Consider the following 25,607-nt stretch of genomic DNA (forward strand, 5'->3'; position numbering starts at 1 on the left):
CATCGACTCGGTATAGCCGTCCGCTCCGCGCATCGCTTCAGTCTCAGTGTTGTCCGAATCTTTGTTTCAACGTTTACCCCTCCCGCCCGGATGACGTATGCGGGAGGTATTTCAACAGCCTGCTAGATCAAGGTGCTGGCGCCGTGACCCTCGCAAACGCGTGGGCGCGACGAGGTTTCTGACCCGATGAAAAGACCATCGTTGTCAGCGCCCTTAAGGTTGACCCAGAGCACATTGTCGGACCTCAGGTATAGCATCTCCATTTTCACACTATCGGCACAACTATCCATAGCCCGCTTCCAGATTGCTACAGACATCAATTTTACTTGCTTGATTTCGCTACAGCAGATTGCTATCGTCGATTGCATAGACATTCCGGCGCGGCATTTTCTACTGACGAGCAACACGTTATCGGCAACGAAATATAGGATCTCGCCCCGTTCTATCGAGATGCGTGCGTCACTTCCCGCCATCATCGTCTTTCGCGTCGATGCATTGCCATTACAGGAGAGGAATTCATGAAAAACTGCGTCGCTTCTTCAAAAGTACCATCGACGACCGTCGATCTACTGTATGACTATGCTCCGTTTTTGGACCGGGGCGAATCTGTAGGGGCCATCGGAACTCTCTCCTCGAATATCGCAAGTCCACGCGTTGCTATTGTGGGAGCTGGCATCAGCGGCCTTCTGGCCGCGAACGAACTGATGCGAGCAGGTGTATGCGACGTCACTGTGTTTGAAGCTCGCGATCGTATTGGCGGCAGGTTGTGGTCACAGGCGTTTGATTCAGAGCACCCACATCTCATCGCCGAAATGGGCGCAATGCGGTTTCCCCCAAGTTCGACCGGTCTTTTTCATTACCTCGACCGGTATGATATTCCCACCACAGCATCGTTCCCCGATCCTGGAGTCGTTGATACGGAACTGCATTATCGCGGCGTCCGCCATATCTGGCCGGCCGGAAATCCACCACCGCCTCTATTCAGGCGTGTACACGAAGGGTGGAGAGCTCTTTTGCAGGATGGATGCGTGATCAATGGCACATCTCTCGTCGCGCCAGCCGAAATTACTGCCATGTTAAAATCGCAGCGCTTGAACGAAGCACGCACCGCGTGGCAAACATGGCTGGATTTATTTCGCGACAGCTCGTTCTATGCCGCCATCGTCACCATTTTCACGGGTCCTTGCCCGCCTGGAGGTACCGCTTGGGAAAGGCCGTACGACTTCGAACTGTTTGGGTCACTTGGGATTGGCTCAGGTGGTTTTCTCCCTGTCTATCAGGCCGGATTCACTGAAATTTTGCGTCTCGTCATTAACGGTTACATGGACGATCAACGCCTCATCTCGTGCGGAATTTCAACACTGGCTGAACGCATTGCAGGCGAGAATATTTATGGCAACACCGTTTCCGAACGAGTTCGCTTCAGCGGCGTCGGTCGCATCTACAAAGAAGGTTCAGAGATCAAGATCGTGACCGACGATAACGAAATTTCGACCTTTGACCGGGTGATCGTCACCAGCAACAACAGGGCGATGCAGATGGTTCATTGCTTGACAGATGATGAAACGTTTCTCAGCCGCGACGTATCCAGAGCAGTCAGAGAAACTCATCTGACCGGATCGTCAAAACTCTTCATGCTCACCCGAGACAAGTTCTGGATAAACAAGAAACTGCCCATAACCATCCAGTCTGACAGCTTCGCACGAGGCGTATACTGCCTTGACTACGAACCTCACAACCCAGATGGTCGGGGTGTGGTTTTGCTCAGCTACACTTGGGAGGACGACGCTCATAAGTTGCTGAGCGTTTCGGACAAAAAAGAGCGATGCGAGTGCTTCGTCGACGACCTGTCAACCTTCCATCCAGAACTTGCGCGTCACCTCGTCCCTGCAGATAAGGACTATGAACGCTGCGTCCTCCATCATGACTGGCTGACCGACCCGCATTCGTCCGGCGCCTTCAAGCTCAACTACCCCGGCGAGGACGTCTATTCGCAGCGTCTCTTTTTTCAATTTCAGACGGCAAACGATCCAGCAAGCGATACAGGACTCTACTTGGCAGGATGCGGCTGTTCTTTCACCGGTGGGTGGGTTGAGGGAGCCGTGCAGACAGCGATCAACAGCGCATGCGCCGTTATACGTAGCGTCGGGGGTGATCTTTTGCCTGGCAACCCTCTTGACGATATACGCAGTGCCTACAGCTACTAATATCGCACTCCCCGACCTCCCACTTGCAAAATTTCATGCATTTTCACAACACTCTTGAATCACTTCGCGACGTCATAAGGTCTGGAGCAGTTACAGCGGAAGAGATCCGGGATCGCGCACTGAACGCAGACGCTAACCAGACACATCTAAACTGCTTCATACGTGCTCGCAGTCCGGAGGCTCACTTCGCGAGGGCGAGGGACAATCTGCGAGGCGCGCCACTCTACGGCATTCCTTTTTCTACAAAAGACAATATTTGCGTCAAGGGACTCCCTGTAACCGCCGGGACACCGGGCATGGTAGATTGTATAGCCACACGCGACGCACTTGTGGTCAGAAAGCTCAAATCCCTCGGTGCCGTCGTCGCCGGCAAGAACAACATGCATGAACTGAGCTTTGGAATCACGTCCGTCAATCCCCATTGGGGAACCGTGGGCAATCCGGCGGCTCCGGGCCATTTGGCCGGCGGAAGCAGCGGCGGCTCCGCCGCAGCTGTGGCAGCCGGTATTGTCCCGATGGCGATCGGAACCGACACTGGCGGCTCGGTGAGGATACCCGCAGCCTTTTGCGGCATAGTCGGTTTCAGACCAACAAGTGGCCGGTGGTCTTCATCCGGGATCATTCCGGTTTCACGCACGAAGGATTCACCGGGCCTCCTGACGCGTTCGGCAAAAGACGCATTGTTTCTATACGACTTGCTGAGCTCCGATAGCCAAAGCCCGTCAAAACAAACAAATACTCGCTGTCGAATCGGTCTTCCAAGCTCCATGTGGAACGACTTGGATGATGATGTTCGGAAGCATTCCTGGCAGGCGATCAGGCGCCTCACTCGTGCAGGCTTTCAGTGCGTCGACCTCGATGACGCTGTTGTTTCAGAATTAAATAAGTTCGGCACTTTTACTATTCCAGTTTACGAATTTTTTACGGACTTTCCGCGCGCACTGCTCTCGTTTGGATGGGGAAGCAGGGTTAATGCTGTGTTCGACAACATCCATGACAAGTGCGTGAGGAGCATCATTCATCAACACCTTGACGGAAGTCTGATTTCCGCGAAAGACTATTCCGCCGCAGTGCAGAACATTAACGACTTGCGGCTACAAATGAATGCGCTGCTCAACGCTCGATGGATCGATTTTCTAGCTTATCCCACTGTCCCGCGCAGCACTCCTCACGTTAGCGATGCACAGCGTCCGGGACTGTTCGCAGACGTAATACGCAACACCGACCTCGCAAGCAATGTCGCAATGCCCTCCATTACCTTGCCTGTGGCGCCGAACGATGCATTACCCGTGGGATTGAGCCTTGATGCCGCACGTGGCCAAGACCGCCGGCTCCTTCTGATGGCGGCCGCTGTGGAGGAGATTCTTGCTTCGTAGCGTACGCGACTCTCAACCGCGCTGGCGCTGGACTTCCAAACGCTCACGCACTGCCAGGAGGTAAACAGTTCATGCAGATTTCGTTGCAAAGAGTTGGCATGCTTTTTGATGCGGGTAGCTTTGTCGAACATGATCCAAGAGCGGACGCCCACTTCCTCTGCGGCGAGGGACTAATCAATTCGGTCAAGTCATTTCTGGTCATGAATCGTGGACAAGACTGTATGTTCAATGGAACCGGACAATGGCGTACTGCCGAGCAAATCATAAGCACTGTGAATCAGGCCCGGGACCAGCGGGCTCCGTTGATATACATTCAGGATCATCCGGGAGAGGTGGGCAGTTTCGATACAACGAAAGTAATTTCATCAGATATGTCGAGATTGCTTTTGTCTCCAGCAGGGATGGGCAGGGTCAGCGCGTCGCTCGCAGAGTTAGCAGAAGCCAATCTGCTCATCTCAGCAATACTAGGACCGACGTCAGGCCCGTTGGCTCTTCCGATCATGCTCGCCGATCTGGTTTTGATGACTGAGAAAGGGGCTCTATGTATGGGCCGTCCGGATATGGTGAAGGCGATGCTGGCTGAGCAGTCGGATCTTCATTCGCTTGGCGGAACAGACGTTCACTGCCGGGGCTCGGGGTCAGTTCAGCTCGCGTTCAAAGATGAACGCCATTTGTTTGAATGCGTAAGAGATTTTCTACGCTGCCTCGTCAAAGGCACACCGTCGACCACGCTTGAATATGAGGAACCCGACGCAGTCGATTTTGAAAATTTGATTCCGTCCAATCATCGCACCCCCTATGACATGCATCATTTGCTGCTTTCTTTTGTGGACAAAGGCAGCTTCACTGAAACAAACGCCGAATACGCACGAGAAGCATTGACGGGCTATGCGCGCATTAAGGGACATTTCGCGGCAATCGTGGCAAACAACCCGCGATTCAACAGCGGCGCCATCCACCGGAAATCCGCGGCCAAGATGGTAAAAATGATAAACATAGCTGCAAAGACCAGCATGCCAATCATCTTCCTTGCCGACGTTCCCGGGTTCATGATAGGCAGGGAAGCTGAAAGTAGCGGCATATTTTTGGCAGCAGCGGAGTTGTTCAGAGCACATGTCAGATGCCACGTACCTAAGCTACTCCTTGTCGTCCGAAAAGCCTACACCGGCGGTGTGTATGCGATGAGCGGCCCCGGATTCGATCCAATAGCCGTGCTGGCGTATCCGCACGCACACATCGGCGTTTTTAGCCCGGACACGATGGGCAAACTGATGTCTGGTGCTGAAGGCGCTATTAAAGACACGATGCGGAAGCTATCTGACGAGATCCAGAATCCTAATCTTTTAAAGGCTGATGGACTGATTACTGACGTAATAGGAGTGGAAGAGACTAGACAAGAGGTTGTCAGATATCTGTTTCCGACGTGACACGGTCCGTTCCTCACGGAAGATTTGAGCGGACGGTCGCGCGCAATGGCGCCTCGAAGAGGACCGTTCTGCGCCATCAAAATCCCTCAGAAAGTTTTAGTAAAATCGGGGCATCTGACGATGCGCAATTAGCCAGACCTGATCGCTTACGCGCACATAGAACCAGACTGCACTATCAGCCGCTAATCGTCGGCGTTGTCACGTTGTCAGTCCGGCACCGGGACTTTGGACATTTCCGCCCCGAGGACACCACGTCGCTGGACCATACAGGCCCCTTCACCGAACGGCCGTTGGCTCTTCCGCACTTGCCCATCCGCTCAACTATGATGTAGGGCGATATCGGTGCATCAGGCAGGGAAGTCAAATCGTTGAATGCCAGCTGTGGTTTCTCGCGTCTCCTAGTGCCCAGATGTCCTTGAGAGACGGACTCGCTGCTGTGGGTTTCGTGCCGCGCCAACCCAACTGTGACGGCATAGGAAGGACGGTCGGCCGCGATGAGATTGCCGTCCTATCCGCAGAAGAGCAGGATCGGTGAACAGTGTGGCAATCAACTCCTGCGGCAAGTCAGCTGTGGCTGAATGCCGCCAGTACTTACGACGGAAGCGAAAACGGCATTTAGAATACGAATGTTTCCTATCCAAACAATTGATTTTCGCAATGGCGCGAAGCGATGCATACTAAAACTTACCGTGCAGTCGTCACGGTTATAGTTTGATATGGTTTGAAGTACTACGGTACTGATGTTGCTTGATCTGCTAGGTGCAACCCGCGCACTACCACCCTCACATCGAATGGCATGCCGAATCGGTATTTATAGGACGCGCCGGACCAAATAGCTTCGGACCGGTGAAGCGACAGCTGTAAGGCGGCTGCCTGACGATTACCGCTTTAATCTAGGCTCGCGCATAGAGCGCCGATTCGCCGGAGCAAATGAATGCACGTTGTCGATATTGATCAGATGGCCCGGTTCTTCGTGAGCTCATTAGAGCTCGTGATGGTGTTCGCTAACGTCTGCGTCGTACTCGAGCTGATCTATCCGGCCTACCGCTACAGTTTTGCGTCATACATTCGAGGCGTGCGGAACTGGATAATCCGCATTGGTTGTGGTGCATTAATCTGGCACCTTTACGCTATGGGGCTGCAGTGGCTAGGGGTGAAACCGCTCCTGACAGTCGATTTTGGGGCGTTGTTCCATTCCGGCAACACGATTGTCGGCGTGTTTATGGCGGTTCTTTCTGGCGTCCTGGTTGCAATTGCCGGCGACTTCTTTTACTACTGGATGCACCGCGCACAGCACGCAATTCCGCTCCTGTGGCGCTTGCATGCCACTCATCACTCGATCCGCGAGCTGACCGCGTGGAACTGTAATCATCACATTTCCGAACCGCTTGTTTACGCGGTGTTTGTAGCACTGCCACTCGCGCTAATCCACTTCAATTCCGGTGTCGTGCCCGCGATTGCCATGACGCTAATTAGTTTTCAGGCACATCTTTCTCACTCTAGCACGCGCGTGAATCTCGGGCCGCTCCGATACATCATCGGCGATAACCAGTTTCACCGCATTCACCACTCAATGGAGTCGCATCACCGGCACCGAAACTATGGGTTCTTCACCACCATCTGGGACACGGTTTTTCGCACGGCATACTGGCCGGATAAAGAGGAATGGCCGGAAGTGGGTCTTCGCAACCAACCGGAACCGCATACGGTTCGCGACTACGTTCTGTTCCCGTTTGACCAACGCCGCTGGTTCCGACCGGCGGTCAAAAGTGGCAAACAGGATGAGTGAATGATAGTTCCGCAAAGTTACCGCTCATATCCCCTAAAAGCCAAGAGAGACCAATCTCGACTGACATCATCCACTGTATAGGAGACAGCAACCTTATGCCGCGAACGCCATTCCTCGCCGGCTGTGCCGCCACAGCTTTGATGGTTTGCAGTGCAGAAGCACAGGCCGAGGGCTGGTCTGCAACTTCGCCCGAAGCCTCGTCCTGCTATCCGGCCGATTTCCTTTTTGCTTCTAGCTCCTACGGTAGCTATACGTTCAACAATGACGTTTGGGCGCCCTGCCAAGGTGTCGCCGCAGGCAAGCAGACGATCTGGGCCAAGAGCAACGTTGACTGGGGCGTCTCTTCAAAACAACCCGACACCGGCCACATCAAGTCTTATCCGCACATCGGATACGCGGTCAACAAGCCACTCAGTTCGCTTAACTCGCTGACCGCTGTCGTCTCAGCGACCACGCCTTACGGCGGCGCTTGGGAATCGACCTTCGATATCTGGGCCGGAAACAATGCGCACGAAATCATGGTCTGGCTCAACTATACCGGATTGCCTGATGGCTGCGGCAACGTCAAACCGATTTCCGCGAACTGGACGTTCTCCGGCTGTGCGATCCCAATTCAGAAAGATGTCCCGCTGTCGGGTGGTACCTGGAATGTCTACGTGGGCAGCAACGGCCGTAACACGGTCTATTCGTTTCTTCGCACAACAAAGACCGACCACACCACGCTCGACGTGCTGGCGTTCATGAATTACCTCAAGTCGCGGAATTATTTCGATGACGTCGTGCTTGGTGAGGTTCAGTACGGCTTCGAGATCACGTCGTCGCCTAGTGGTCTGTCTTTCGCGTCCAAAAACTTCGCCGTCACCACCGAGTGATGTGGCCGCCTCCCGTCCTCGCGTAAGCGTACGGTGCAGGCCGTTCTTGACACCGGTGAGTGCTTGAGGATTCTCAGGCGTGGTCGTTCTTGAGATGATCGGCAATTACCCACGGAAGCAGTTCGCCGACGCGACTGACTGGATGATCGGCGATACATGCAATGACGTAGCGCAGAGCTTCGGGGTCGAGGCCGTTCAGCTTGGCCGTGGTGACCAGCGCGTAGATTGCGGCAACCCTTTCGCCGCCACTGCCCGAGCCGAAGTGCAGGAAGTTCCGTTCCAGCGCTACCGTTTTGCGTCTTTGCCCTCATGCGATTTGCACGTTTTGATCAAACCATGCTAATCGCCCCCTTAGCGGGAGATGCCAGAATCGCTCGTGCGCTGGATCAAGTCATGCAGAAGATCGAGGTTTCTTTCCAGCGAACCCTTGACGGTGTCGAGACAAAAGGCGCGGCCCGCGGCCTCAGTGACCGTCTTGTTATAGCGGTCCGATTACCATTCGACGAAGCGGTTCCACACCGTCGTCGGCAGCGGGCCGTCGCGTTCGATGCCAAGATACAGTCGGCTGGCGTGGGCCTATGTCTGACGGCCACATCCGATGCTGGCCATCAAGCGCTGGCCGCCTGATCATGCCACCGACCCGCATACACCATTCTTGACGATTTCTCGCAGACCCGATCGGAAACACGAGCGCCACGAACCAGGGGACCTACATGCCGTCCTGCTGCGCAAGCGGCAGGACGCCGGCCAGCGCAAGCACGGGCCACACTGCATGCGGAACTTGCGGCTACCGACCGAAGGAGAGCGGCCCGAGAAAGCTGATGGCGACTGCAAGACCGAGTGACACGCACGCGCCGGACGGCTTCGAAGTAGCACAGCGTCATGCCCGCCATCGCACTACCGAGGACGATGGCGGCGATCCAGCGCCGCCGGAGAAGGTTGAAGCGGCGGTCGCACCACGATTGACGGTACCACGCCCGCGAAACAAAGGCGCACCCAAGTCGGGCTGAACGTACCATATTGTGCCATCACGGGCCGCGGCAACGCGGCACCAAGCTGTACGCTGCACATCGACGCGATGGCCATGATAGGCGCGGGCCCACTTGCACTACGATTTACGCGGACGGAATCCGATTCTTCGCTCATACACGGCTCAGTGACGATGAGGCACAAATCCTAGCAGCACCAATTCGCTTTATATAAATGGTTATTTCTTCTGGATACTTCAATCATATTGATGCCTCTTTTAGTCCATTGTATCGTTGAAAAAGCACCTTATTTGGTATCCAATGGAACACATGGAAAAGATGAACTTGACCACGCTTGGACGGTCGAGCGTCGCGCCAGGGAAGTTGCTGCGAGCCATGCTAGTCTGGATGCTTTACAGCGTTCGCTCGGAGCGCCAACTGATGGAGCAGGTGGCTACATACCGCGGAGAGTAATGCATGTTGCATGAGCACGCTGCGGGTTCGCGTGCCAAACGGCACCAAAACAAGACTTTTCATGTAGTCATGCAGAGCACTTTCCGAAATCTTAGTAGTCTTATGACCTCCGCAACTAAAAATCTGACAGATCCCTTCGGGCGTCGCTTGATTGTCTGCGCCGCCCTGTCGGTTATCCCTCGCCCAGTAGCCGGGGCCATTGAGCGTCTAACACGCTGTTGAAGCGTTTCGTCTTACCATAAATTGGCGTTGCAGATTATCTTGCAAAGGTTCACCCTACGACTGTCAAAAAATCTCACCGTCGATGGCCGGCTCTGCCTCGAACTAGCAGCTGCTTCATCCGCCACTTACGCTTCAGTCAAAAAGGACGCGATCATCCCTGCTCAGGATATCATCCTACCGCGCTCGGAATTCCGAGCGTCTCGCACAGTCCCTGCTCGACGCGTCGCAGCTCCGCGCGGCCCTTGATGGCCGTAGCGGGTTAGCTATTGTGCGTGACAGGACGGCGAATCAGGGAAACGGCCACAGGCACAAACCAAAACCGAGATGAACTCCGCGCGGCGGGCGCCTACGTGCGGCCGCACCTGGCCAGAGACTCGCAACGAGGCTCGACGTAGCGCAGGCCGAGAGAGTTAACCAGCGCGAACGGCCCGCAGCGTGCCGGCTGGTGCATCGTCGCTCTCGATGAGGAACAGACTGCGATCCCTGCCAGCGATCCAGGCCGGTTCACGGCCCCGGCCGCTCCACTCGCGGCCAGTGGCCGGGTCTCGGTACTTCGCGAGAACCGGCTTCATGTGGTACGTGCCACGTCGATATCGCCGGAGCTCGTTCGAAGTAATATCCCACTCGGTCATCTTCTCACGAATCTCCCGCAAAACGTTTTGCCGTTCGTCCTGCCTCGCACTCTCAATGCGCCGGTTCAACTTTTGCAACTCGGCGATGAGGTGCTTGTACGTATCGCCTTTCACCTGATTCTGTCCTCCGTGCTAGTCGATGCGATCAGTTCGAACCGGCCGCCTTCGGTGCGGTCGGCTTCCACGTCTGGAATGCCTTGTCTGGCTTTGTCAAGTTAAGCGATGAAGTTTGCCAAACCCCATTAACAATAGGCATCCTTATCAGATAACCATGCAGTTCGTACCAGTCCACTCAAACCAGCAGCGCAGGTGCGCCTGAAGTTCAGCTTTATGGCAGGCTGCGCTCATTTGATGCCGGGGCAACGCCGAAATGCTGACGGATCGGTCCGAAGCGCGTAAGAAACGCCTGCGTTCGGTGTGGATCGCGAAACCCCTGCGTTTGACACTAACGCCCGCGCGTGGGCTGGTGGCTATTCTCGGCGCGGTTGTTGACCCCGGCAGAGGCCTTCACGAAGAGGTGCTTCACACCGACCAGCTCGGTCACTTCCGCTTTGGCTGCCGGGTAGCTCCGCAACTGGTCGGTAACGATCTTCGTGGGCACCGGGGGTGCGAGCAGAGCCCCCCTGAAGAAGCGTTTGGCCGCAGCCTTGTCGCGGCGCTCTTGCAGCAGCACATCTAAGCTCTGCTCCATGTTCGTCCACCGCGCGTCACAGCACGTACGACTCGCCGCGCAGCTTCACGAACATTTCATCGAGATGCCAGGTGGAGCCAGGCTTTGCGCGCGCGGCTTTCCCGCGCCGCGTGGGCCCCGAACCGGTCGCACCAGTTTCGCACCGACTCGTAGCTGACCATCACGCCGCGCTCGAGCAATAACTCCTCCACGTCGCTCAGGCTCAGGTTAAAGCGGTAGTACCAGCGTACCGCGCAGCTGATGATCGCGGCCGGAAAACGCAAACCATAGTACGGCGTTTTGTTCCTCTTCACCCTCTCATTCTAACCGCCTTCGACTTGAAAAAGCCAAACAGACGGCCGCCAGCCATCGTTGTGTCTGCTGGTACACGAGTTGCCACGGCGTATAAATTGGTCGGCAGCACTCGCCACGCCGCCCAAGCGCGAGCCATCCAGCGCAACGCATTGAGCATCTCGCGCAAGATCGGTTGATCGCTATTCAATGCCTCCTTGCTTGCCGTCTCGCTCGTGAATATCTTTATCGGACAGATCGTGACGGCGGGCTTTGTCGCATCGATTATTCAGATCCAGACGACAGAATGGGCTCGCGAGGATATCCTCCACGTGACTAGTTGGAAATTGTGAGCGGAGCGCCACCCCAATTGCTTGCCAATTGGTAAAGGCACCGCTTTCGGCGAATTCGAAGGCCTTTTTTCGGATTCGCTCGCGCCGCTCCATCGTGTCGGTGTCGATCATGTTCTTCATAGTCGTCCAGCTTCAGTGCGAATTAAAACTTGAACTGCAACGGCGTGAGGCCCCGTACGGCTTGCGCCAGCCAGCGCATCTCCTCGGCAGTGACCTTGGCGCCCGGCCGAGGACCGGCTCGACGAGCAAGGCGCTTTGTCCGCCGTTGGCGAAGTCGGCCAGCCAACGATAGACGCTGCGTTCGTTCACCCCGCAGGCCGCCACTACACTCGCCACGTCCTGTCGTTCGCCAACGGCTTCACTGCTTGCTGGCGCATTGCCTGCAACCTCACGTGATCCAGTTTCCGGCCATAGGGATGACGTTTGGATTTCATGCTCGTACTGTCTCGTCATTGTGACAATACTTTGAAAATGTTAGTAAACGCGGTGCGCCACGCGCTAACGGCTTGCCGCACGCTTGCGCACCTGCATTCGCAAAGATACTCATGCGACTCGACATCGACGTTGATATGCATCATATGGTTCTTGGGAGACGGGCTCACCCGTAGAATTGGCGTTGTCACGTTAAGGTACGAGATGCAAGAGCGCACAGGACGTACATTCGCTCAGAAATTGGACGGATCTTGGGAGAGCCTAGTGAAGCGATGCCACCCGGCAGAGCGTGCGTCGAGCTGTTTGCGATAGAGTGCTGCACGCAGTAAATGTCGCTTGAGCGCGAAGTGCTGGCGAATCGGTCCGAAGCTCGATAAGAACGCTTGTGTGCGACCAGGATCGCGGAAACCACGCATCCGGCGTTCGCGCTCACGCGTAGGTTGATGGCTGTTTTCGGCACCGTCTCGTAACTGACAACGACAGCGCGCTCGAACAGCAGTTCTTCAATATCACACAGGCTAAATTGGAACCAGAAACACCACCGAACCGCGAGACTAATGATTGCCGCTGGGAAGCGGTGGCCGTGATAAAGCGATTTTCTTTTCTTCATCGAGACATCTTAAGTCACAGTGCCCTCGCTAGTCCTGATAGTCGGACATTAACGCAGTTGGGTCGACATCGGCGGTTATTCCCTTCGCGTCATGCCCACCCGCATGACGCGCCTTTTTTCGCTGCATTTACTCCTTGGCAGCATGCTTTCTGCTGAGGTGTGGCTGGCCTGCCGTTAAGAATCAAAACGCGGGTTAGCATCGCTCGCGCCGGGTTTTGACGGCGCCGCACCGATCGACTTCCAGCATGCAAGCATACAGTTCAACGCCATGTGGATAAGACGATTGTCACGCGCGGTGAACGCGAAACCGTCAACTGGAATATCTGAGCGGTCATCTCTCGGCGATGCAATGATTGCGACATTACTATAACTGAACGACATTTCAATTCTTTTGATATTAATTGCCTTGCGTCTCTACTGAACGCGAGGCACACTTCTGAAAGTGTGTATAAAGTATTAGATCCGTCGACGAACAATAGATTTGTCAACCCGAGGCCGAACCGCGAGTGCCTATTTGCGCGGGTCTTGCATTCCAACCACGCTAAGCGCACAGGAGGAAAACCCATGGTCCGGCTCACCAATCCCCCGCCTACAGCCACAATTGATGCTTGCAACATAAACCACAGAAATGAACGCACGCTGCCCGTCACAGAACCAATAGCATATAGACTGCAGCCGGGTAGGCGATTAGCACGAGAACCGCGTAATGCTGGTCAATCATGACGTAAGGCGCAACAACTAACCACCGCCGCACTGAACCTGTCATAGGTGAAGGCATGCTCGCTCATTTAATTAATCAGACACATGCTGAAACTAATGAAGCAAAGTAATGCTCTACACGAGTCAGATCGCCCGGTGCCAAAGGGGCATCAAGCTGAAATTCAAGCCCCCTCTGACGACGAGGGCCTGGAGATCTCGTCAGTTGCAGCCGGTCGGATCCTCGACGCGATTCGCGATCTTGCCCCGGACATGCTCGCGCGCGTAACCGAAATCGAAGCCGGACGATGCATGCCGTCCGACCTTATCGAGAAATTGCGATCGATCGGGGTGTTCCGCGTGTTCGTGCCACGCAGCCGTGGAGGATTAGAGTTAGATTTGCCTTGGGGAATGGAAGTGATCAGCGCGTTGGCTCGGCTCGACGGGTCAGTCGGCTGGACCGCGATGATCGGCATTTCATCGGCAATTATGAGCCCTCGATTGCCGAGACAGACTTACGATCTGATGTATCAGGAGAAGTCGGACATCATCATAGCTAGCGTATCCATGCCTGGAGGCACCGCCGAGAAAGTGCCAGGTGGGTGGCAGATCAGCGGCCGTTGGCCGTTCGCCAGTTGTTGCCGCAACGCCGACTGGATGGCGGGTCTGTGTGTCATGTCGGAAGGAGGAAAGCCACTCCTTGGCCCGGCAGGGGATGCCGGGCCAGCCTTGGTCCGGGGTGTCGCCTTGCCGGCCTCGGCTTGGCATATTGAAGACACTTGGCACGCCTCCGGCCTCAGAGGTACCGGCAGTCACCACATAGCCCTACAGAACGTACTCGCGTCGGAGGCCAATTTTTTCGACTTTCCGGCTGGCGCATCATGCGAACCGGGACCGCTTTATCAAGCTTGGCGGCACCTCCAGTCGGTGCTTATTGGCGCGGTCTGCATAGGCATCGCGGAGGGCGCGTTGTCGGATGTTGCCGAGCTCGCCCAAAGCGGCAGGCAACAACTTCGAGCGCCGGCTCCTATGCGCGACTCGGAGATGGTCTTGGGCGAGCTGGGCCGAATTGAGGCAGATGTGCGTGCGGCGCGGGCGGCCATGCAGGTTCAGGCGGAGAGTCACTGGCGGCACGCCTTGGCCGGCACGCTGAATGGCCAAGCGCTGTACAGCGAGGGCATACAGACTGGAATCTGGATTGCGACGATCTGTGCCCGCGCAGCGCATGCCTGCTTTACCCTGGCCGGCGGTGTCGCAGTGTATGAATCTTCACCACTTCAGCGGCGGCTGCGCGATCTGCAGGCGGCTGCGCAACACGCCATGGTCCACCAGCGGCACTACGCGGAAGCTGGTCGGATGATGCTGGAGCGGGTCGTATGAACGTCAAGGTCGGACAAATGGCCATAGAACGGATCGGGGAACGGCAGGAGGCTTTAGGAGTGGCAGGCCTGCGTATCAGCCTTCCGCATGGCCATACTCAGCGAATTCCAAGCGCGCCAACCTCCCGATCGGTCGGCTTTCCTCCTATATGGTTAGTTATCCGATCGGCGTTGGCAATGCCAGTTCAACCCCTCGCAAGCACACCGGGGCCGCACCATGATGACCGTTATAAGGCGCAACTAAGATGCAGAGTATCCAGCTCGCCCCAAACTACGAGATTTCACGAGTGATCCACGGAGGCTGGCAACTCGCGAGTGGCCACTGCACGCCCCGAAGCGAAGATCCCGTGGCGGACCTGGTGGCCTTCGCGGATGCCGGAATAACCACCTTCGACTGTGCCGACATCTATACCGGGGTCGAAGAACTGATCGGACATTTTAGAAGGCGCTATCGCGATCTGCGAGGGGAAGAGGCCCTCGCCCGAATCAAAGTCCATACCAAATTTGTGCCGCATTTAGACATACTACGGCGCATCAGCAAGTCTTATGTCGAGAGGGTGATCGACCAGTCACTGCAACGCCTCAACCAGGAGCGGCTCGACCTCGTACAACTCCACTGGTGGGAATACCGAGAGCCACGTTGGATCGAGGTGGCGCTGTGGCTCGATGATCTTCGCCGCGCCGGCAAGATTGATAAGATCGGCGGCACCAATTTCGACACTTACCATATGCTGGAGATCGTGAACGCAGGAGTGCCGTTTACCTGCATGCAGGTGCAGTATTCGCTGCTCGACGGACGTCCAGAGCGGCGGATGGCTGCGGCGGCAGTCGAGTACGGTATCCCCCTTCTGTGCTATGGAACCGTGGCTGGCGGCTTCCTCGCCGACAGATGGTTCGGCGCACCGGAACCGACATGGGAGCTGGAGAACCGTTCGCTGGTCAAATATAAGCGGATTATCGACGACATCGGCGGTTGGGATCTATTCCAGGCCCTTCTGACAATGCTCCGCCAGATCGCGGACCGGCACGGATCCGACATCGCCACAGTCGCCAGCGCTGCGATGCTCGACCGACCGGGGGTGGCGGCCGTCATCATCGGCGCGCGCGACCGCACTCATCTAGCCTCGAACGTCGCCATCTCAGGTCTCACCTTGACCGCCAAGGATATGGACCTTATCACCGGAGTTCTGGCAGAAGCGACGGAGCTTGAGGGGGATGTCTATGGGCTGGAGCGCGACGACCAAAACGGTAATCGCACCCGCAAACCCTGATTCACCTCAATCTAGGCCGGTATCCGGATATAAGTTGGAGAGAGTTGAATGAGAAACGCTTTACCGCCTAAGCGGGCCTTCGGCATCTTGGACGACGACGATTTGCGCAATTGGACAACAATACGTGGACCGCCTCGGGCTAGCCGAAGCCTGTCAACAGCGAGGCTTTTACGCCTACCCTCTGGCGGAGCACCATTTTACGGCTCATTGACGACGCCGTTCCTGTCGAGCGTCGCACAGCGCGCCGCGTAACTTCGTCTCGGCCCTCTAGTCATGCTGCTTATAGCCTTCGTCATCCGCTACTTGCGCTTGAAGAATCTGCATGCTTTATCACCTGAACGGTGGTGGGTTCGAAACAGCACAGGCTCGGCTCTCTTCCGATCAAGCTAGGTTACTTCGGGATAGATGTGGACGCGGTGCCAGAACGTTACTTCAAAGCAAGCGAGATTCTAATGGAGGCGATAAAAGGTAGCGCCCTTTCGTATCGGGACCACCGTTTTCAGCTAGACAACGGCCCTTTGACTGATGCCCCATCAAGGTCCGTGCCAACCGCCACCAACGGACCAGAGTCTGCGGACAGGGCCGCTGCAATCGGCGCAAATATCGCATCCGCAGCACCCGCGTCGTCTTTCGCAAGACGGCCCCTGGAAGGCGAAAACCCGAGGGCACATCACCAGGGGCCAAGACGAGAACATAACGGTTGCAAAAGCCGCGTCACTCAATCGAAATGAAGAATTCTCAATGAGGCAATATGGGTTACATCATAAAAACGGATGACAGTGCCAGGCTAAGACTCGGCATCCAAAGCCGGTTATACGAACAGTCCAGTGTCGACCTTATAAGCAGAGCCGGCACGCTTCGCGGAAGGAAGATCCTTGAAGTTGGCTGCGGTAGTGGCGCAATGACACTGAATCTGGCGCGCGCGGTTGGACATCAAGGAACGGTGACGGCTATAGATAACAGTCCGGCGCAACTAGATGCGTCCCGCGAATTGGTAAGAGAAAATGGTTTCAAGAATGTTCGCTTTTTCGAAGGTGACGTTAATTGCCTAGATCATTTGGATAATTCATATGACTTAGTCTATTGTCGGATGGTGCTCCATCATGTGGCGGATGCTGATCACGCGATTCGTGAAATGGTGAATGCGCTCCGCCCAGATGGCCATTTGCTGTGCGAAGAGCCGGTGATTCATGACGGCTCATTCTCTTTTCCACCGTCTGAAGCAATCGATGAATTTATAAGAATCTTAAGATCTTGTTTTATCGTGAACGGCCGTGATTACAATATCGCCTTCCGTATGGAGAGTGTTATCAGGAATCTCGGTTTGACAATTGAACATTACCGCTTATATCACCCGTTACTCAATTCAGCCCAAGATAGGTTGCTTTACGCGATGAGCTTGAGTGACCTCGTGCCGCAGATGATCAAAAACGGAATAATCGATCCTTCGTCAGCTTCTGAACTTCATGAGAAACTAGTACACGTGGCGAATTCTGAGACAACAATGACTTGGGCGAGGATGCACAGCGTTCTGGCACGGAATTGTTCAAAGGCTTAGAGACGGCTTCATAAAATTGTTTGGCTTGCTGAAAGGTGTTCCAGCAGATCACCCAACAGCCAGCTTAGAAGGCGCTTTGCAGCTCTGTTAAGGGCTGCGCAGTGGAAGAGAATAAGCAGGGAGAACACGACGAAATGCAAACCAGCCAAGGTTTTGGGCAAACCCTAGTAGTTTCCGGCCAGTCGTCTGAGGCGGTTGAGCCAGCCGAAACTGCGCTCCCCCACCCAACGACGCCGCAACAGTACAAAGCCTTCATTTGCCTCCGGCAACCTGACCACGCGAAGCTCGATGCCTTCATCGCGAGCGGCTTCTGTGGGCTCTTCGCCGGTGTAGCCTTGGTCAGCGAACGCGATTCTCACTGTCTCCCCCGTAGCCTGCTCGACCTGTCGCGCCAGTTCCCCGATCTATGCACGCTCCTGTTCACTGGGCGGCGTGACATGCGCGCCCAGTGGTTGCCCAAATGTACGCACGGGCAGGGTATATGAGCTTACTACCCGTCATAGCCTGCGCGTGGACCACGCTACCACTTCGACTGCAGAGCGCGTCCATCGAGAATGCCCCCACTGACCCCGGCGATCGTGCGTCACGCAGATAATCAACCGCAGACACTTACCATTTATTTGAAACAGCCTGCCTGGAACCAGCGCTGCGTCTACTGGTAGACCGTCTCCCAAGGCGGAAAGTCATTGGGGGTTAGTTTCCCCAGTCTGGCCTACTGCCGCGGCCCTCTCCCATAGCATCGGACGCCGGATTTCGACGAAGTAATACGATTGATTCGCGAATTATCAACTTCACAAGTCTAACGGACTCCTAGTGTCTGACTATCAAAGCATCCTTGTTTATTACGACGGATCGGAAGAAAGCCAGCAAGCTCTGAATCGTATTCCCGAGCTGCGCTGGCAAGGAGCGGGTGAACTCCATGTGCTTGCTGTTGCCGACATTTCCACTGCACTCATATCGACAGCTGGGATCGTGACCGACCTTGCTTATTCAACATATGTAAGCAATACATCACAGTTGCTGAACAACGCGCTTTGTCGTCTGAAAAGCGAAGGCATTAGGGCGAGCGGCTACCTTTCTCACGGTACAGTGGTCGACAGTGTCGTGCACTACGCGGAGCGATTGAATGCTGGTTTGATCGTGGCGGGATTTCGCCATCGTCAAGGAATTTCGAGGCTATGGCGTGGCCGCCCTTGGCAATTCGATTTGATCGAGCGTTTGGTTGGCCGAATGGTTGTTATTGTCTCTCAAATCTGACGCCAGCATTGAGGTTCCCTCGGTTTTTCGCATTCCAGAGTTTTCTGGTTACGCGGCCACATCCTTGGCCTGCTGAGCTTTGATGCAGTCTTGCAGCAACTGAACCGGCGATACAAAGCCGAGCGACGAATGAGGACGACCGCGGTTATAAAACACTTCAATGTATCCGAACAGGTCCACCATCGCTTCCTGATGGGTACGGTATCGCGTAGCATGCCCCCGTTCGTTCTTCAGGCTGTTGAAGAAGCTCTCCGTCGGGGCGTGTCCCAACAGTTTCCCTTGCGGCTCATCGAGCAGCACATACCGTATTGCGCCAGCTTGCGCTGGAAGTCGTCGCTGGCATATTCGCTACCCCTGTCCGAATGGTGCAGCGCGCCGGGCTCGGGCTGGCGTCGGAACCATGCCATTGTCAGCGCGTCCGTCACGATGTCAGCCGTCATGCGCGGCTTGATCGTCAGCTGACAACTTCCCGCTTAAACAGGTCCAGCACGATCGCAAGATACAGCCAGCCCTCATCGGTCCAGATGTACGTGATGTCCGATGTATAGACCTGATTCGGCGCTGTCCACGTGAAAATCGCGCCCCAGCAGATTTTCCTGCGACCGGGAGCTTGTGCTTCGCGTTCGTCGTGACAGGGTAACGTCGCTTGTGCCGAGCCCGCATGCCGTTCTCGCGCATGAGCCGCTCGACCCGCTCCTTGCTGGCCGGAAAGCCGCGTGCGCAAACTTCCTCGGTCATCCGTGGCGAGCCATAGGCGTTCTTGACCTCGGCGTGGATAGACTGGATCAGGGCGAGCAACTTGGCCTGTGTGAGACGCTCGCGCCCGGGCGTGCCGCCGCGCATCCAGGTCCGATACCGACAGGACCCGCACAGCGCCGACAGCGGATAGTGCCGGCGATGCGAATCAATCCGGGCATACTTCACAGTAGGTCCTTCACGAACAACGCCGCCGCTTTTTTCCGATTTCAAGTTCCATCTGCAGACGCTTGTTCTCAGCCCGCAGGCGTGAGAGCTCCATCTGTTCCGGCGTGGCAGCCTTTGTCCCCGGGACATTGAGCGTGCCGGCCTCATCGGCCTTGACCCAGTTGCGCAGCGACTGGTGGGAAATCCCCAGTTCACGAGCAACATCCCGCGCGCTTTGCCCGTCCTTCACTCGCTTTACCGCGAGCGTCCTGAACTCAGCGGTGTATGCCTGCTTTGGTACCTTGAACATCGATTCTTTCCTTCCTTCGGGTCGAGTTTACACATGACCTACTGGAAGGCGAAAATTCTGGGGAAGCTCAATTATCCTTATGTCTTACTGTGTCACATAATTAGTTGCGCGCTCTATTGCCGCGCAGGAAGAGAGCCATCGTTGCATGAGTCTTTGTCCAAGCAGGATGCGCAACGTAGTGATGGAATCAGGAATGTGGCGTTGAGCGCGCTGGACTGCCCCGTGGGATGTAATCCGGAGGAAGGGCAGGCAGCGCGCGTTCAAGGAAGTTTTTTTATCGCGTCCATCTGGTCGCATTCGGAGTCGCTGAGCCATCAGAAACCCATACGAGGCGATACTCAGTGTGGCGTGGTGGTGAAAGCCACGCCAGCCCCTCCCTTCATAATGACCGAGCCCAAATTCCTGTTTCAGGTCCTGATAGTCGCGCTCGACGCGCCAGCGCATCTTGGTCACGAACACAAGCTGCTCAAGTGTCGCTTCCCCGGGGGCGGTAGCGAGAAAGTATTTGAGCGGCTCCGTTTTGCCATCGGGCCATTCGATGAGCAGCCATTCTTCGTCGCGGACGGCGCTTCGCCAATAGTCGCGATGTGCGGGACGAACCCGTACAGCGGCAAAGCGTGAGGATAGTGCTGCGTTGCTGCCTTCCCGCCAGGTTACGGATTGCCAGGCGTTCACGGGTAATTGCATGTCCAGCTCCTTCACGGCGACCGGCTCGTGGCCGGGCGCACGGCGCAACAATGTCGGCGGCTTGCCGCGCCCGCTCCAGGGCTTGGGCGGAAGCGGCTCCATACCGGGCGCCCACACTGAAGTGCCAGGCCGGATCCCTACCGCATACAACAAACCCAGTTCAGTTATGCTTTCCCGAAAAGCGGTTTTATCGCCGTACCCGGCATCTGCGAGCACAATGCCCGGTGCAATGCCGGATGCTATAGCCTCTCGAAGTTGGGCCAGCGCAATCTGTGGCTTCGTCTCGAAGGTGAGATCGTCGGGAGTGCCGGCATAACGCGCTCGTTCACGGTCGTCAATCCATTCCTTGGGGACATACAGCTGCCAGGCAATCGGCAGACTGCCGCGTTGCGTCGCGATCGACAGGCTCACGGCGACCGGACAGTTGTCCTGCTTTCCGAGCTGCCCGCAGTACTGACGTGCCACCTCGACCGAATGACGTCCCTTCTTTGGAAAACCGGTGTCGTCAATAATCCAGTAATAACCGTTCTCTTCGGCTGCGTGTGCGTCTAACGCAGGCATCACCCATTCTCGTACCCGCTGCAAGACCGCACGGTCAGACCAGTCTACCCTGGCTACAAAGTGGTGGAGAGACTGGTGCTTCGCACTCGCGTGAAGTGGGTCAATGTGCGCGGCCATTGGCTCGACACTCTTGCGCGACAGGGGCAAAACCAGGCCCGAACAGTTGCCGCTGAGGCCGGCATGCCCTAACGCCTGCCCAAGATGATTCGGATATGTCTCAAATTCGTCGACATCTTCTCTCATCGATCGCCCGAAGTCTATAGTATTCAATACGATCAGGTATCGCTTTGCTGCAAACAGATTTTGTGACACAGTAAGACTTCTATGGTGCAATGGAAGTCAAGCCCTTTCGCGATCCGTTTTCCCGTCAGTTATCTCCCGAGCGCGACAGGTGGTTATCCACGGCCGGCCGTCGTGGTCGTCTGTTACGACCACGACGCTGGCCGTGGACAACCTGCTCGATCAGATGTTTTGCAATCCTCCATATCAAGCGAGAACAGTAGTGAGGTCGGGGGGTCTGAAGTCCGGACACTTGACCGGACCAACTTCTATCCGTGCCGGCACGAGACCGGGCACCACATACCGCATGCGCAAGGCGCTGGAACCGCCCCTTATGGACGCGCCCCATCTAGAACTACGGTTACCTGCGAAGGTGACCCGCTTACTGTCCGGGCGGGCCGAACCTTCAAACGCTGCTGCCGCTCGACGTTGGCTACTCAGGTCGCTGTCACCTTCTTCGCAGGGGGCTTGAGGGTTGCCCCGAGGGGAATCTCGCCGAATTCCAGATAGCGCCATAGCGCGACCGCCAGACGTCTGGCAATTGCCACAATGCCGATGCGTCGCATACGCTTGTCGCCGCCTGCAAAGCGCTCGTTGAACCAATCGCTTAGCTGGCTGCTGGGCTGGAAGCGCAACCAGTTCCACCATCAGCCATCGCGCTCGCTTGTTGCCGATCTTGCTGATGCCCTGCTCAACTTCAATGGTGCCGCTGGCATAGGGCGTCGGGGCTAAGCCCAGGCAGCCGGCCACTTCACGGCGGTTGTGAAACTGCCGCCAACCAAACAGTTCCCTGATCAGGACCCAGGCACTGCCGGTGCCGATACCCGCAAGGAGCGCGAGCCGCGCAATCGCGGCTTGCGCACCGCTGCGCACCTCGCGCTGCTGCTGTACCTCGAGCGCCCTGATCTGGCCTGGCAGCGAGCAACAGCCGTTCGAATTCGCGTTCGATCTCGGAGCGCAGGGCAGGCAACAGCTGTGCAGTGTGCTGCGTCCACCAGTGCGCCCACGCGCGGCCACCGATTCGCTCGGGCCGCAGGAGTACAGCAGCGAGCGGATGCGGTTGCTATGGGCAGTGCGCTCCTGCCTCAGGCGAGCGAGTTCACGGTGTACCCGCCGCTCATCTTCCTGTTCGGGGGTGGGCATACGTGCGACCGCCCAAACCCGGCGCTCACCACCGTAGTAACGCATCAGCATCGACAGAAGCTTGTCGCTGTCGAGACGGTCGGTCTTGACGCGACGTCTGCGCCGGTTCACTTCGATACTGGCTGAATCCACCACCAGGTTCGTGATCTGATGTGCTTCCAGGCAGCGGCGAAGCCAGAAGCCGTCACGCCCGGCTTCATAACAGCTGCGCACCGGGGCATCGATGGTCAGATGACAGCGCGCTTTGGCTTTTGAAATCGCCGTAAAGACCGCGGCCGTATCGCCAGCGGCCACTGTGCAGCGGCTCGGGAGTGCACTCCATCGCCCAGCGAGAGCTTCCAGTTCTTGTCACCCAGTTCAAAGGCGACGTACAGCGATCCGGTGATGGTTGTATCCTGCCCATGAAGGGCCGTGCGAGGCGCATTCATTTGCGTACCACCTCGGAAAACGGGTGTCGGAATCCTCGTTTTACTCCAGGAGGCTTACTTCCGCGGCCCTTCCATAGTATCTAGCAGGCTGTTGAAATACACCTCACTGATGCGCGGGATGCCTTTCCAAAGAGTCGCTGCGTCGGTTGGGTTTGTGTCGATTTGTTACCGGGCGCTCCCGCGCAAGCCCACTCCTGCCGAGAAGCGTGCGGTCGGTTCCGTCACTTCACAAGACGTGCATTCTAGCGCTCCGATCTTACCGCGACAAAACCATTTACCTGCAGAACAAGCTTTTTTCTGGATCGCGAATCATCGATATGATTGATGCGCTCAAAAATATTAATGGCTCATACGAAGCGGATCTGCGCTGTTAGGATTCTCCCGTCGTTGCCACGGAGCCGAGTATGAGCGAAGATTTAGATGCCGTCCAAGCGAATCGTATCGACACGGGGCTTGAGCCAGTTAACGGCGATGCGTTTGATGCTAACGCCCTTGGTTCTGAGCCGTCTTCGCAACGTTTTTCCAGCGTGCTCGCGCCTGCCATGGCTATCGCATCGATGTGCAGCAGCGTGCAGCTTGGTGCTGCATTGTCGCGACCCGTGATGATCCGATACGGTACGCTCAGCACGACTTGGCTGCGTCTTTGTTTCGCGGGATTGGTACTCGCGATCGCGATGCGACCGCCGCTCCATGCTTACTCCCGACAGCGCTGGATCGCCGCTCTCGTTCTCGGTAGCGCCATGGCCGGCATGATGCTGTGCCACTTCGAAGCCGTGCAACGCGTGCCCCTTGGTCTCGGAGTCGCCATCAGCTTCATTGGCGCCCTCTTCGTCGCGATGGCCGGCATCCGCAAATTCCAGATGCTAGTGTGGTGTGGCCCATGGTGGCGATGGTCGGCGTCGTCCTGATTGCGCGGCAGGGCGGCATATGGACCACCTCGCTCGCCGCGCTGGTCTTTCCGATTGGGGCTGCGCAACCTACATCGTGATGATGAAACGAGTCGGCACGCTGTTCGATGGCCTACAGGGGCTCTCAATGTCGCTGATCGTCGCGGCCCTTGTCACCACGCCGTTTGGTCTTGCGCAAAGCGGTGGCCATCTGCCCCGCCGCTCAACTGATTGACGCCGCAAATCTCGCGGTACTCGTGTCGCTCCTGCCCTACGTACTCGAAATGTTCGCGCTGCGGCGCATGACGGCGTCCGCGTTCGGCATTCTGATGAGCGTCGAACCCGCCATTGCCGCCGCAATCGGTTTTATCGTCCTCGGTCAGCCTATGACGGGCTTGCAAAGCATCGGCACGTTGCTCGTGGTCTGCGCCAGTATAGCCTGCTGTCGCCAAAAATAGGCCGGTGTTGCCGGCAATTGGATCGTCGTCTCGCACTGCATTTTCTTCCAAGTCTTCGAATGTTGCCGAGACACTAACTAGGGATGATTCGCTTCGTCGTTGTATGTGTCGCGCTCGCGATGCTGTTTCCCTTCATGTAGTTTTACTGGAGACTGAAAATGGCCCACCAAGATCGTGCCCGTTTCGAACCGGTTGCAGACTGTGAAATGCAGGCGCTCTTTTCCGCCTCGCCCGACACCGCCGCGTTTCACCGCGGCGAACGGATCGACCGCGAATACTATCGGCGGCATCTCGTCGAGACAGTGCTGCGCATCCGCCTGAACAATGAAATCGATGCATTCGCGTTCTGCAAGATTGGCTTCAAGGACAATCAACTCGCGCAGATCCTCTCGCAATACCTCGCCGAGCAATACGGCCACGAAGGACTCTTTCTGCGCGACATCAAAAAATTTGGCCTCACCGCCGAACAGATTGACACCATTCAGCCGCTCCACTCGACCAGCAAGCTGATCAATTACTTGTATCTCAGCATCGAACGCGATGGCCCGTTGCCGACGATGGTGTGGAACTGGTTCGTCGAATGGTATTCGGGCCGCTACAATAAGACGATCACCGAGGCTGCGGGTCGAGCCTTCGGCCACCACACCGTTAAGGGTTCACTTGGCCATATCCAATACGACGAACCGCGCGACCGCGACGGTCTGATGTGCGCCTCCCTCCAGCGGGCGATCGACGGATGGGGTGGCATCGACAAGGCCGAAATGCATCTGCGCAACTTGCTTGGTCGGCGATTACTTCGACGAACTGAAGGCAGAAACCGGGCGCCAGTCGGAGGTGGTCGTCGCATGAGGAGCGCATCATGGCTACTGTCGTAGTAGAGCCCGTCTCATCGGGCACCGCGCCGGTCGCTGCAGCGCAGCGGCTCGGGCATCCGGTACACGCGTTCTGCGCAGATACTCGCATCGTGCCGCCAACGCACCTACGGACCGTCGCGTCGCTGACGAGTGTCGACACTGGCTCGGCTGATGACGTCGCTGCGGCGGTGCGGACAGTCGGAGGCATCGACGCGCTCGTTGCCGGCTTTGAGTACGCGGTCGACATCGTCGCGCAGACGGCCGCACAATTGGGCTTACCTCATCTAGCGCCCGAAGCGGCCGCGCTCACAACGCGACAAATACCGTTGCCGTCGGCGACTTAGCATGTCCAGGCTCGCCGTCCCGCGTTTCGCGTCGATCGCGAAGCGTGGCGACGTCGCCCGCGCGGCGGCGCACGTCGGATTTCCTGCCATAGTGAAGGCGGTCGATGGTTGCGGCAGCCTACTGGTGCGCCGCGTCGATTCCCTCGCGCAGTTGCACGCGATAATCCGCAGCGTTGCGAATCGATCTGTGCCGGACATGGGCCGCGAAGTCGGTCAAGCGATGATGCTTGAAAGTATCTCGACGGCCCCGAGTACAGCGTAGAAGGCTA

Annotated in this window: 18 protein-coding genes and 9 pseudogenes; 16 read left to right on the forward strand and 11 right to left on the reverse strand. The window is 56.6% G+C overall.

The window, feature by feature from the left end; all coding sequences use genetic code 11:
* The first annotated feature begins 518 nt into the window (after nt 1–518).
* The 5 genes from AB3X98_RS39815 (at nt 519) to AB3X98_RS39835 (ending at nt 7,671) form a co-directional block, all read left to right on the forward strand.
* Nucleotides 519–2,207 (forward strand): NAD(P)/FAD-dependent oxidoreductase, encoded by a 1,689-nt coding sequence (locus AB3X98_RS39815; protein WP_368606432.1) that lies wholly within the window; start codon nt 519–521, stop codon nt 2,205–2,207.
* Between the two features lie 35 nt (nt 2,208–2,242).
* Nucleotides 2,243–3,583 carry an amidase family protein gene (locus AB3X98_RS39820; RefSeq protein WP_069268319.1) on the forward strand — a complete coding sequence of 447 codons (1,341 nt, stop codon included), beginning with the start codon at nt 2,243–2,245 and terminating at the stop codon, nt 3,581–3,583.
* Between the two features lie 71 nt (nt 3,584–3,654).
* On the forward strand, nt 3,655–5,010 hold the full coding sequence (locus AB3X98_RS39825) for a carboxyl transferase domain-containing protein (protein ID WP_368606433.1): 1,356 nt from the start codon (nt 3,655–3,657) through the stop codon (nt 5,008–5,010).
* A 934-nt stretch (nt 5,011–5,944) separates the two neighbouring features.
* Nucleotides 5,945–6,799, forward strand: a complete 855-nt coding sequence (locus AB3X98_RS39830; protein ID WP_368606434.1) for a sterol desaturase family protein — start codon at nt 5,945–5,947, stop codon at nt 6,797–6,799.
* A gap of 95 nt (nt 6,800–6,894) precedes the next feature.
* Nucleotides 6,895–7,671 (forward strand): glycosyl hydrolase, encoded by a 777-nt coding sequence (locus AB3X98_RS39835; protein ID WP_368606435.1) that lies wholly within the window; start codon nt 6,895–6,897, stop codon nt 7,669–7,671.
* Between the two features lie 73 nt (nt 7,672–7,744).
* Here the strand turns inward: AB3X98_RS39835 and AB3X98_RS39840 are convergent.
* Nucleotides 7,745–7,948 (reverse strand): annotated as a pseudogene (locus AB3X98_RS39840) (transposase domain-containing protein); the annotation flags it as partial.
* A gap of 116 nt (nt 7,949–8,064) precedes the next feature.
* Here AB3X98_RS39840 and AB3X98_RS39845 point away from each other — a divergent pair.
* Both AB3X98_RS39845 and AB3X98_RS39850 read left to right on the forward strand, forming a co-directional pair.
* Nucleotides 8,065–8,298 carry a hypothetical protein gene (locus AB3X98_RS39845; protein WP_176732985.1) on the forward strand — a complete coding sequence of 78 codons (234 nt, stop codon included), beginning with the start codon at nt 8,065–8,067 and terminating at the stop codon, nt 8,296–8,298.
* 698 nt (nt 8,299–8,996) lie between these two features.
* A pseudogene (locus AB3X98_RS39850) lies at nt 8,997–9,092 on the forward strand (transposase); the annotation flags it as partial.
* A 653-nt stretch (nt 9,093–9,745) separates the two neighbouring features.
* Here AB3X98_RS39850 and AB3X98_RS39855 read toward each other — a convergent pair.
* From AB3X98_RS39855 to AB3X98_RS39880, 6 genes and pseudogenes are all read right to left on the reverse strand, one after another.
* The gene (locus AB3X98_RS39855) at nt 9,746–10,081 is read right to left on the reverse strand and encodes an H-NS family nucleoid-associated regulatory protein (RefSeq protein ID WP_368606436.1); all 336 of its coding nucleotides are present in this window, start codon (nt 10,079–10,081) and stop codon (nt 9,746–9,748) included.
* Between the two features lie 147 nt (nt 10,082–10,228).
* Nucleotides 10,229–10,951, reverse strand: a pseudogene (locus tag AB3X98_RS39860) (IS6 family transposase).
* A 52-nt stretch (nt 10,952–11,003) separates the two neighbouring features.
* A pseudogene (locus AB3X98_RS39865) lies at nt 11,004–11,118 on the reverse strand (transposase); the annotation flags it as partial.
* A gap of 13 nt (nt 11,119–11,131) precedes the next feature.
* A complete protein-coding gene (locus AB3X98_RS39870) occupies nt 11,132–11,392 on the reverse strand; it encodes a hypothetical protein (RefSeq protein ID WP_368610426.1) in 261 nt (86 codons plus the stop codon).
* 34 nt (nt 11,393–11,426) lie between these two features.
* Nucleotides 11,427–11,715 (reverse strand): annotated as a pseudogene (locus tag AB3X98_RS39875) (helix-turn-helix domain-containing protein); the annotation flags it as partial.
* Between the two features lie 231 nt (nt 11,716–11,946).
* Nucleotides 11,947–12,323 (reverse strand): annotated as a pseudogene (locus tag AB3X98_RS39880) (transposase).
* 816 nt (nt 12,324–13,139) lie between these two features.
* Between AB3X98_RS39880 and AB3X98_RS39885 the strand changes: the two are divergent.
* From AB3X98_RS39885 to AB3X98_RS39895, 3 genes are all read left to right on the forward strand, one after another.
* Nucleotides 13,140–14,399 (forward strand): acyl-CoA dehydrogenase family protein, encoded by a 1,260-nt coding sequence (locus AB3X98_RS39885; protein WP_368610427.1) that lies wholly within the window; start codon nt 13,140–13,142, stop codon nt 14,397–14,399.
* A gap of 244 nt (nt 14,400–14,643) precedes the next feature.
* Complete coding sequence (locus AB3X98_RS39890) at nt 14,644–15,669, forward strand: aldo/keto reductase (RefSeq protein WP_069268311.1); 1,026 nt, start codon at nt 14,644–14,646, stop codon at nt 15,667–15,669.
* Between the two features lie 751 nt (nt 15,670–16,420).
* Entirely contained in the window at nt 16,421–17,227 is an 807-nt protein-coding gene (locus tag AB3X98_RS39895) for a class I SAM-dependent methyltransferase (RefSeq protein ID WP_368606438.1), read from the forward strand.
* Between the two features lie 77 nt (nt 17,228–17,304).
* Here AB3X98_RS39895 and AB3X98_RS39900 read toward each other — a convergent pair.
* Nucleotides 17,305–17,927: pseudogene (locus tag AB3X98_RS39900) on the reverse strand (transposase); the annotation flags it as partial.
* A 113-nt stretch (nt 17,928–18,040) separates the two neighbouring features.
* Here AB3X98_RS39900 and AB3X98_RS39905 point away from each other — a divergent pair.
* Nucleotides 18,041–18,484: a universal stress protein gene (locus AB3X98_RS39905; RefSeq protein ID WP_368606439.1), complete on the forward strand. Its 444-nt coding sequence runs from the start codon at nt 18,041–18,043 to the stop codon at nt 18,482–18,484.
* Between the two features lie 48 nt (nt 18,485–18,532).
* Here AB3X98_RS39905 and AB3X98_RS39910 read toward each other — a convergent pair.
* From AB3X98_RS39910 to AB3X98_RS39920, 3 genes and pseudogenes are all read right to left on the reverse strand, one after another.
* Nucleotides 18,533–19,697: pseudogene (locus tag AB3X98_RS39910) on the reverse strand (IS3 family transposase).
* 187 nt (nt 19,698–19,884) lie between these two features.
* A pseudogene (locus AB3X98_RS39915) lies at nt 19,885–21,188 on the reverse strand (IS701 family transposase).
* Between the two features lie 243 nt (nt 21,189–21,431).
* Nucleotides 21,432–22,661, reverse strand: a complete 1,230-nt coding sequence (locus tag AB3X98_RS39920) for a transposase (protein WP_368606440.1) — start codon at nt 22,659–22,661, stop codon at nt 21,432–21,434.
* Nucleotides 22,662–23,199: 538 nt separating this feature from the next.
* On the opposite strand from AB3X98_RS39920, the gene AB3X98_RS39925 reads away from it, so the two are divergent.
* The 5 genes from AB3X98_RS39925 to AB3X98_RS39945 all read left to right on the forward strand — a co-directional run bounded on the left by AB3X98_RS39925 (nt 23,200) and on the right by AB3X98_RS39945 (nt 25,600).
* Entirely contained in the window at nt 23,200–23,703 is a 504-nt protein-coding gene (locus tag AB3X98_RS39925) for a DMT family transporter (RefSeq protein ID WP_368606441.1), read from the forward strand.
* A 19-nt stretch (nt 23,704–23,722) separates the two neighbouring features.
* Nucleotides 23,723–23,917 carry a hypothetical protein gene (locus AB3X98_RS39930; RefSeq protein WP_368606442.1) on the forward strand — a complete coding sequence of 65 codons (195 nt, stop codon included), beginning with the start codon at nt 23,723–23,725 and terminating at the stop codon, nt 23,915–23,917.
* Between the two features lie 22 nt (nt 23,918–23,939).
* On the forward strand, nt 23,940–24,140 hold the full coding sequence (locus AB3X98_RS39935) for an EamA family transporter (RefSeq protein ID WP_368606443.1): 201 nt from the start codon (nt 23,940–23,942) through the stop codon (nt 24,138–24,140).
* Nucleotides 24,141–24,298: 158 nt separating this feature from the next.
* Nucleotides 24,299–25,015 (forward strand): hypothetical protein, encoded by a 717-nt coding sequence (locus tag AB3X98_RS39940; protein ID WP_368606444.1) that lies wholly within the window; start codon nt 24,299–24,301, stop codon nt 25,013–25,015.
* 324 nt (nt 25,016–25,339) lie between these two features.
* Nucleotides 25,340–25,600: a hypothetical protein gene (locus tag AB3X98_RS39945; protein WP_368606445.1), complete on the forward strand. Its 261-nt coding sequence runs from the start codon at nt 25,340–25,342 to the stop codon at nt 25,598–25,600.
* Nucleotides 25,601–25,607: the final 7 nt, after the last annotated feature.

The sequence above is a fragment of the Paraburkholderia sp. BR14312 genome, assembly GCF_040948675.1.
Lineage (GTDB): Bacteria > Pseudomonadota > Gammaproteobacteria > Burkholderiales > Burkholderiaceae > Paraburkholderia > Paraburkholderia nodosa_A.

Bases quoted from the DNA above. Each gene is read 5' to 3' on its own strand.
- AB3X98_RS39835 (WP_368606435.1), top strand. From the start codon at position 6,895: ATGCCGCGAACGCCATTCCTCGCCGGCTGTGCCGCCACAGCTTTGATG.
- AB3X98_RS39930 (WP_368606442.1), top strand. From the start codon at position 23,723: ATGGACCACCTCGCTCGCCGCGCTGGTCTTTCCGATTGGGGCTGCGCA.
- AB3X98_RS39945 (WP_368606445.1), top strand. From the start codon at position 25,340: ATGTCCAGGCTCGCCGTCCCGCGTTTCGCGTCGATCGCGAAGCGTGGC.
- AB3X98_RS39825 (WP_368606433.1), top strand. From the start codon at position 3,655: ATGCAGATTTCGTTGCAAAGAGTTGGCATGCTTTTTGATGCGGGTAGC.
- AB3X98_RS39870 (WP_368610426.1), bottom strand. From the start codon at position 11,392: ATGATCGACACCGACACGATGGAGCGGCGCGAGCGAATCCGAAAAAAG.
- AB3X98_RS39890 (WP_069268311.1), top strand. From the start codon at position 14,644: ATGCAGAGTATCCAGCTCGCCCCAAACTACGAGATTTCACGAGTGATC.
- AB3X98_RS39830 (WP_368606434.1), top strand. From the start codon at position 5,945: ATGCACGTTGTCGATATTGATCAGATGGCCCGGTTCTTCGTGAGCTCA.
- AB3X98_RS39940 (WP_368606444.1), top strand. From the start codon at position 24,299: ATGGCCCACCAAGATCGTGCCCGTTTCGAACCGGTTGCAGACTGTGAA.
- AB3X98_RS39815 (WP_368606432.1), top strand. From the start codon at position 519: ATGAAAAACTGCGTCGCTTCTTCAAAAGTACCATCGACGACCGTCGAT.
- AB3X98_RS39820 (WP_069268319.1), top strand. From the start codon at position 2,243: ATGCATTTTCACAACACTCTTGAATCACTTCGCGACGTCATAAGGTCT.
- AB3X98_RS39895 (WP_368606438.1), top strand. From the start codon at position 16,421: ATGGGTTACATCATAAAAACGGATGACAGTGCCAGGCTAAGACTCGGC.
- AB3X98_RS39885 (WP_368610427.1), top strand. From the start codon at position 13,140: ATGAAGCAAAGTAATGCTCTACACGAGTCAGATCGCCCGGTGCCAAAG.
- AB3X98_RS39845 (WP_176732985.1), top strand. From the start codon at position 8,065: ATGCAGAAGATCGAGGTTTCTTTCCAGCGAACCCTTGACGGTGTCGAG.
- AB3X98_RS39925 (WP_368606441.1), top strand. From the start codon at position 23,200: ATGAGCGAAGATTTAGATGCCGTCCAAGCGAATCGTATCGACACGGGG.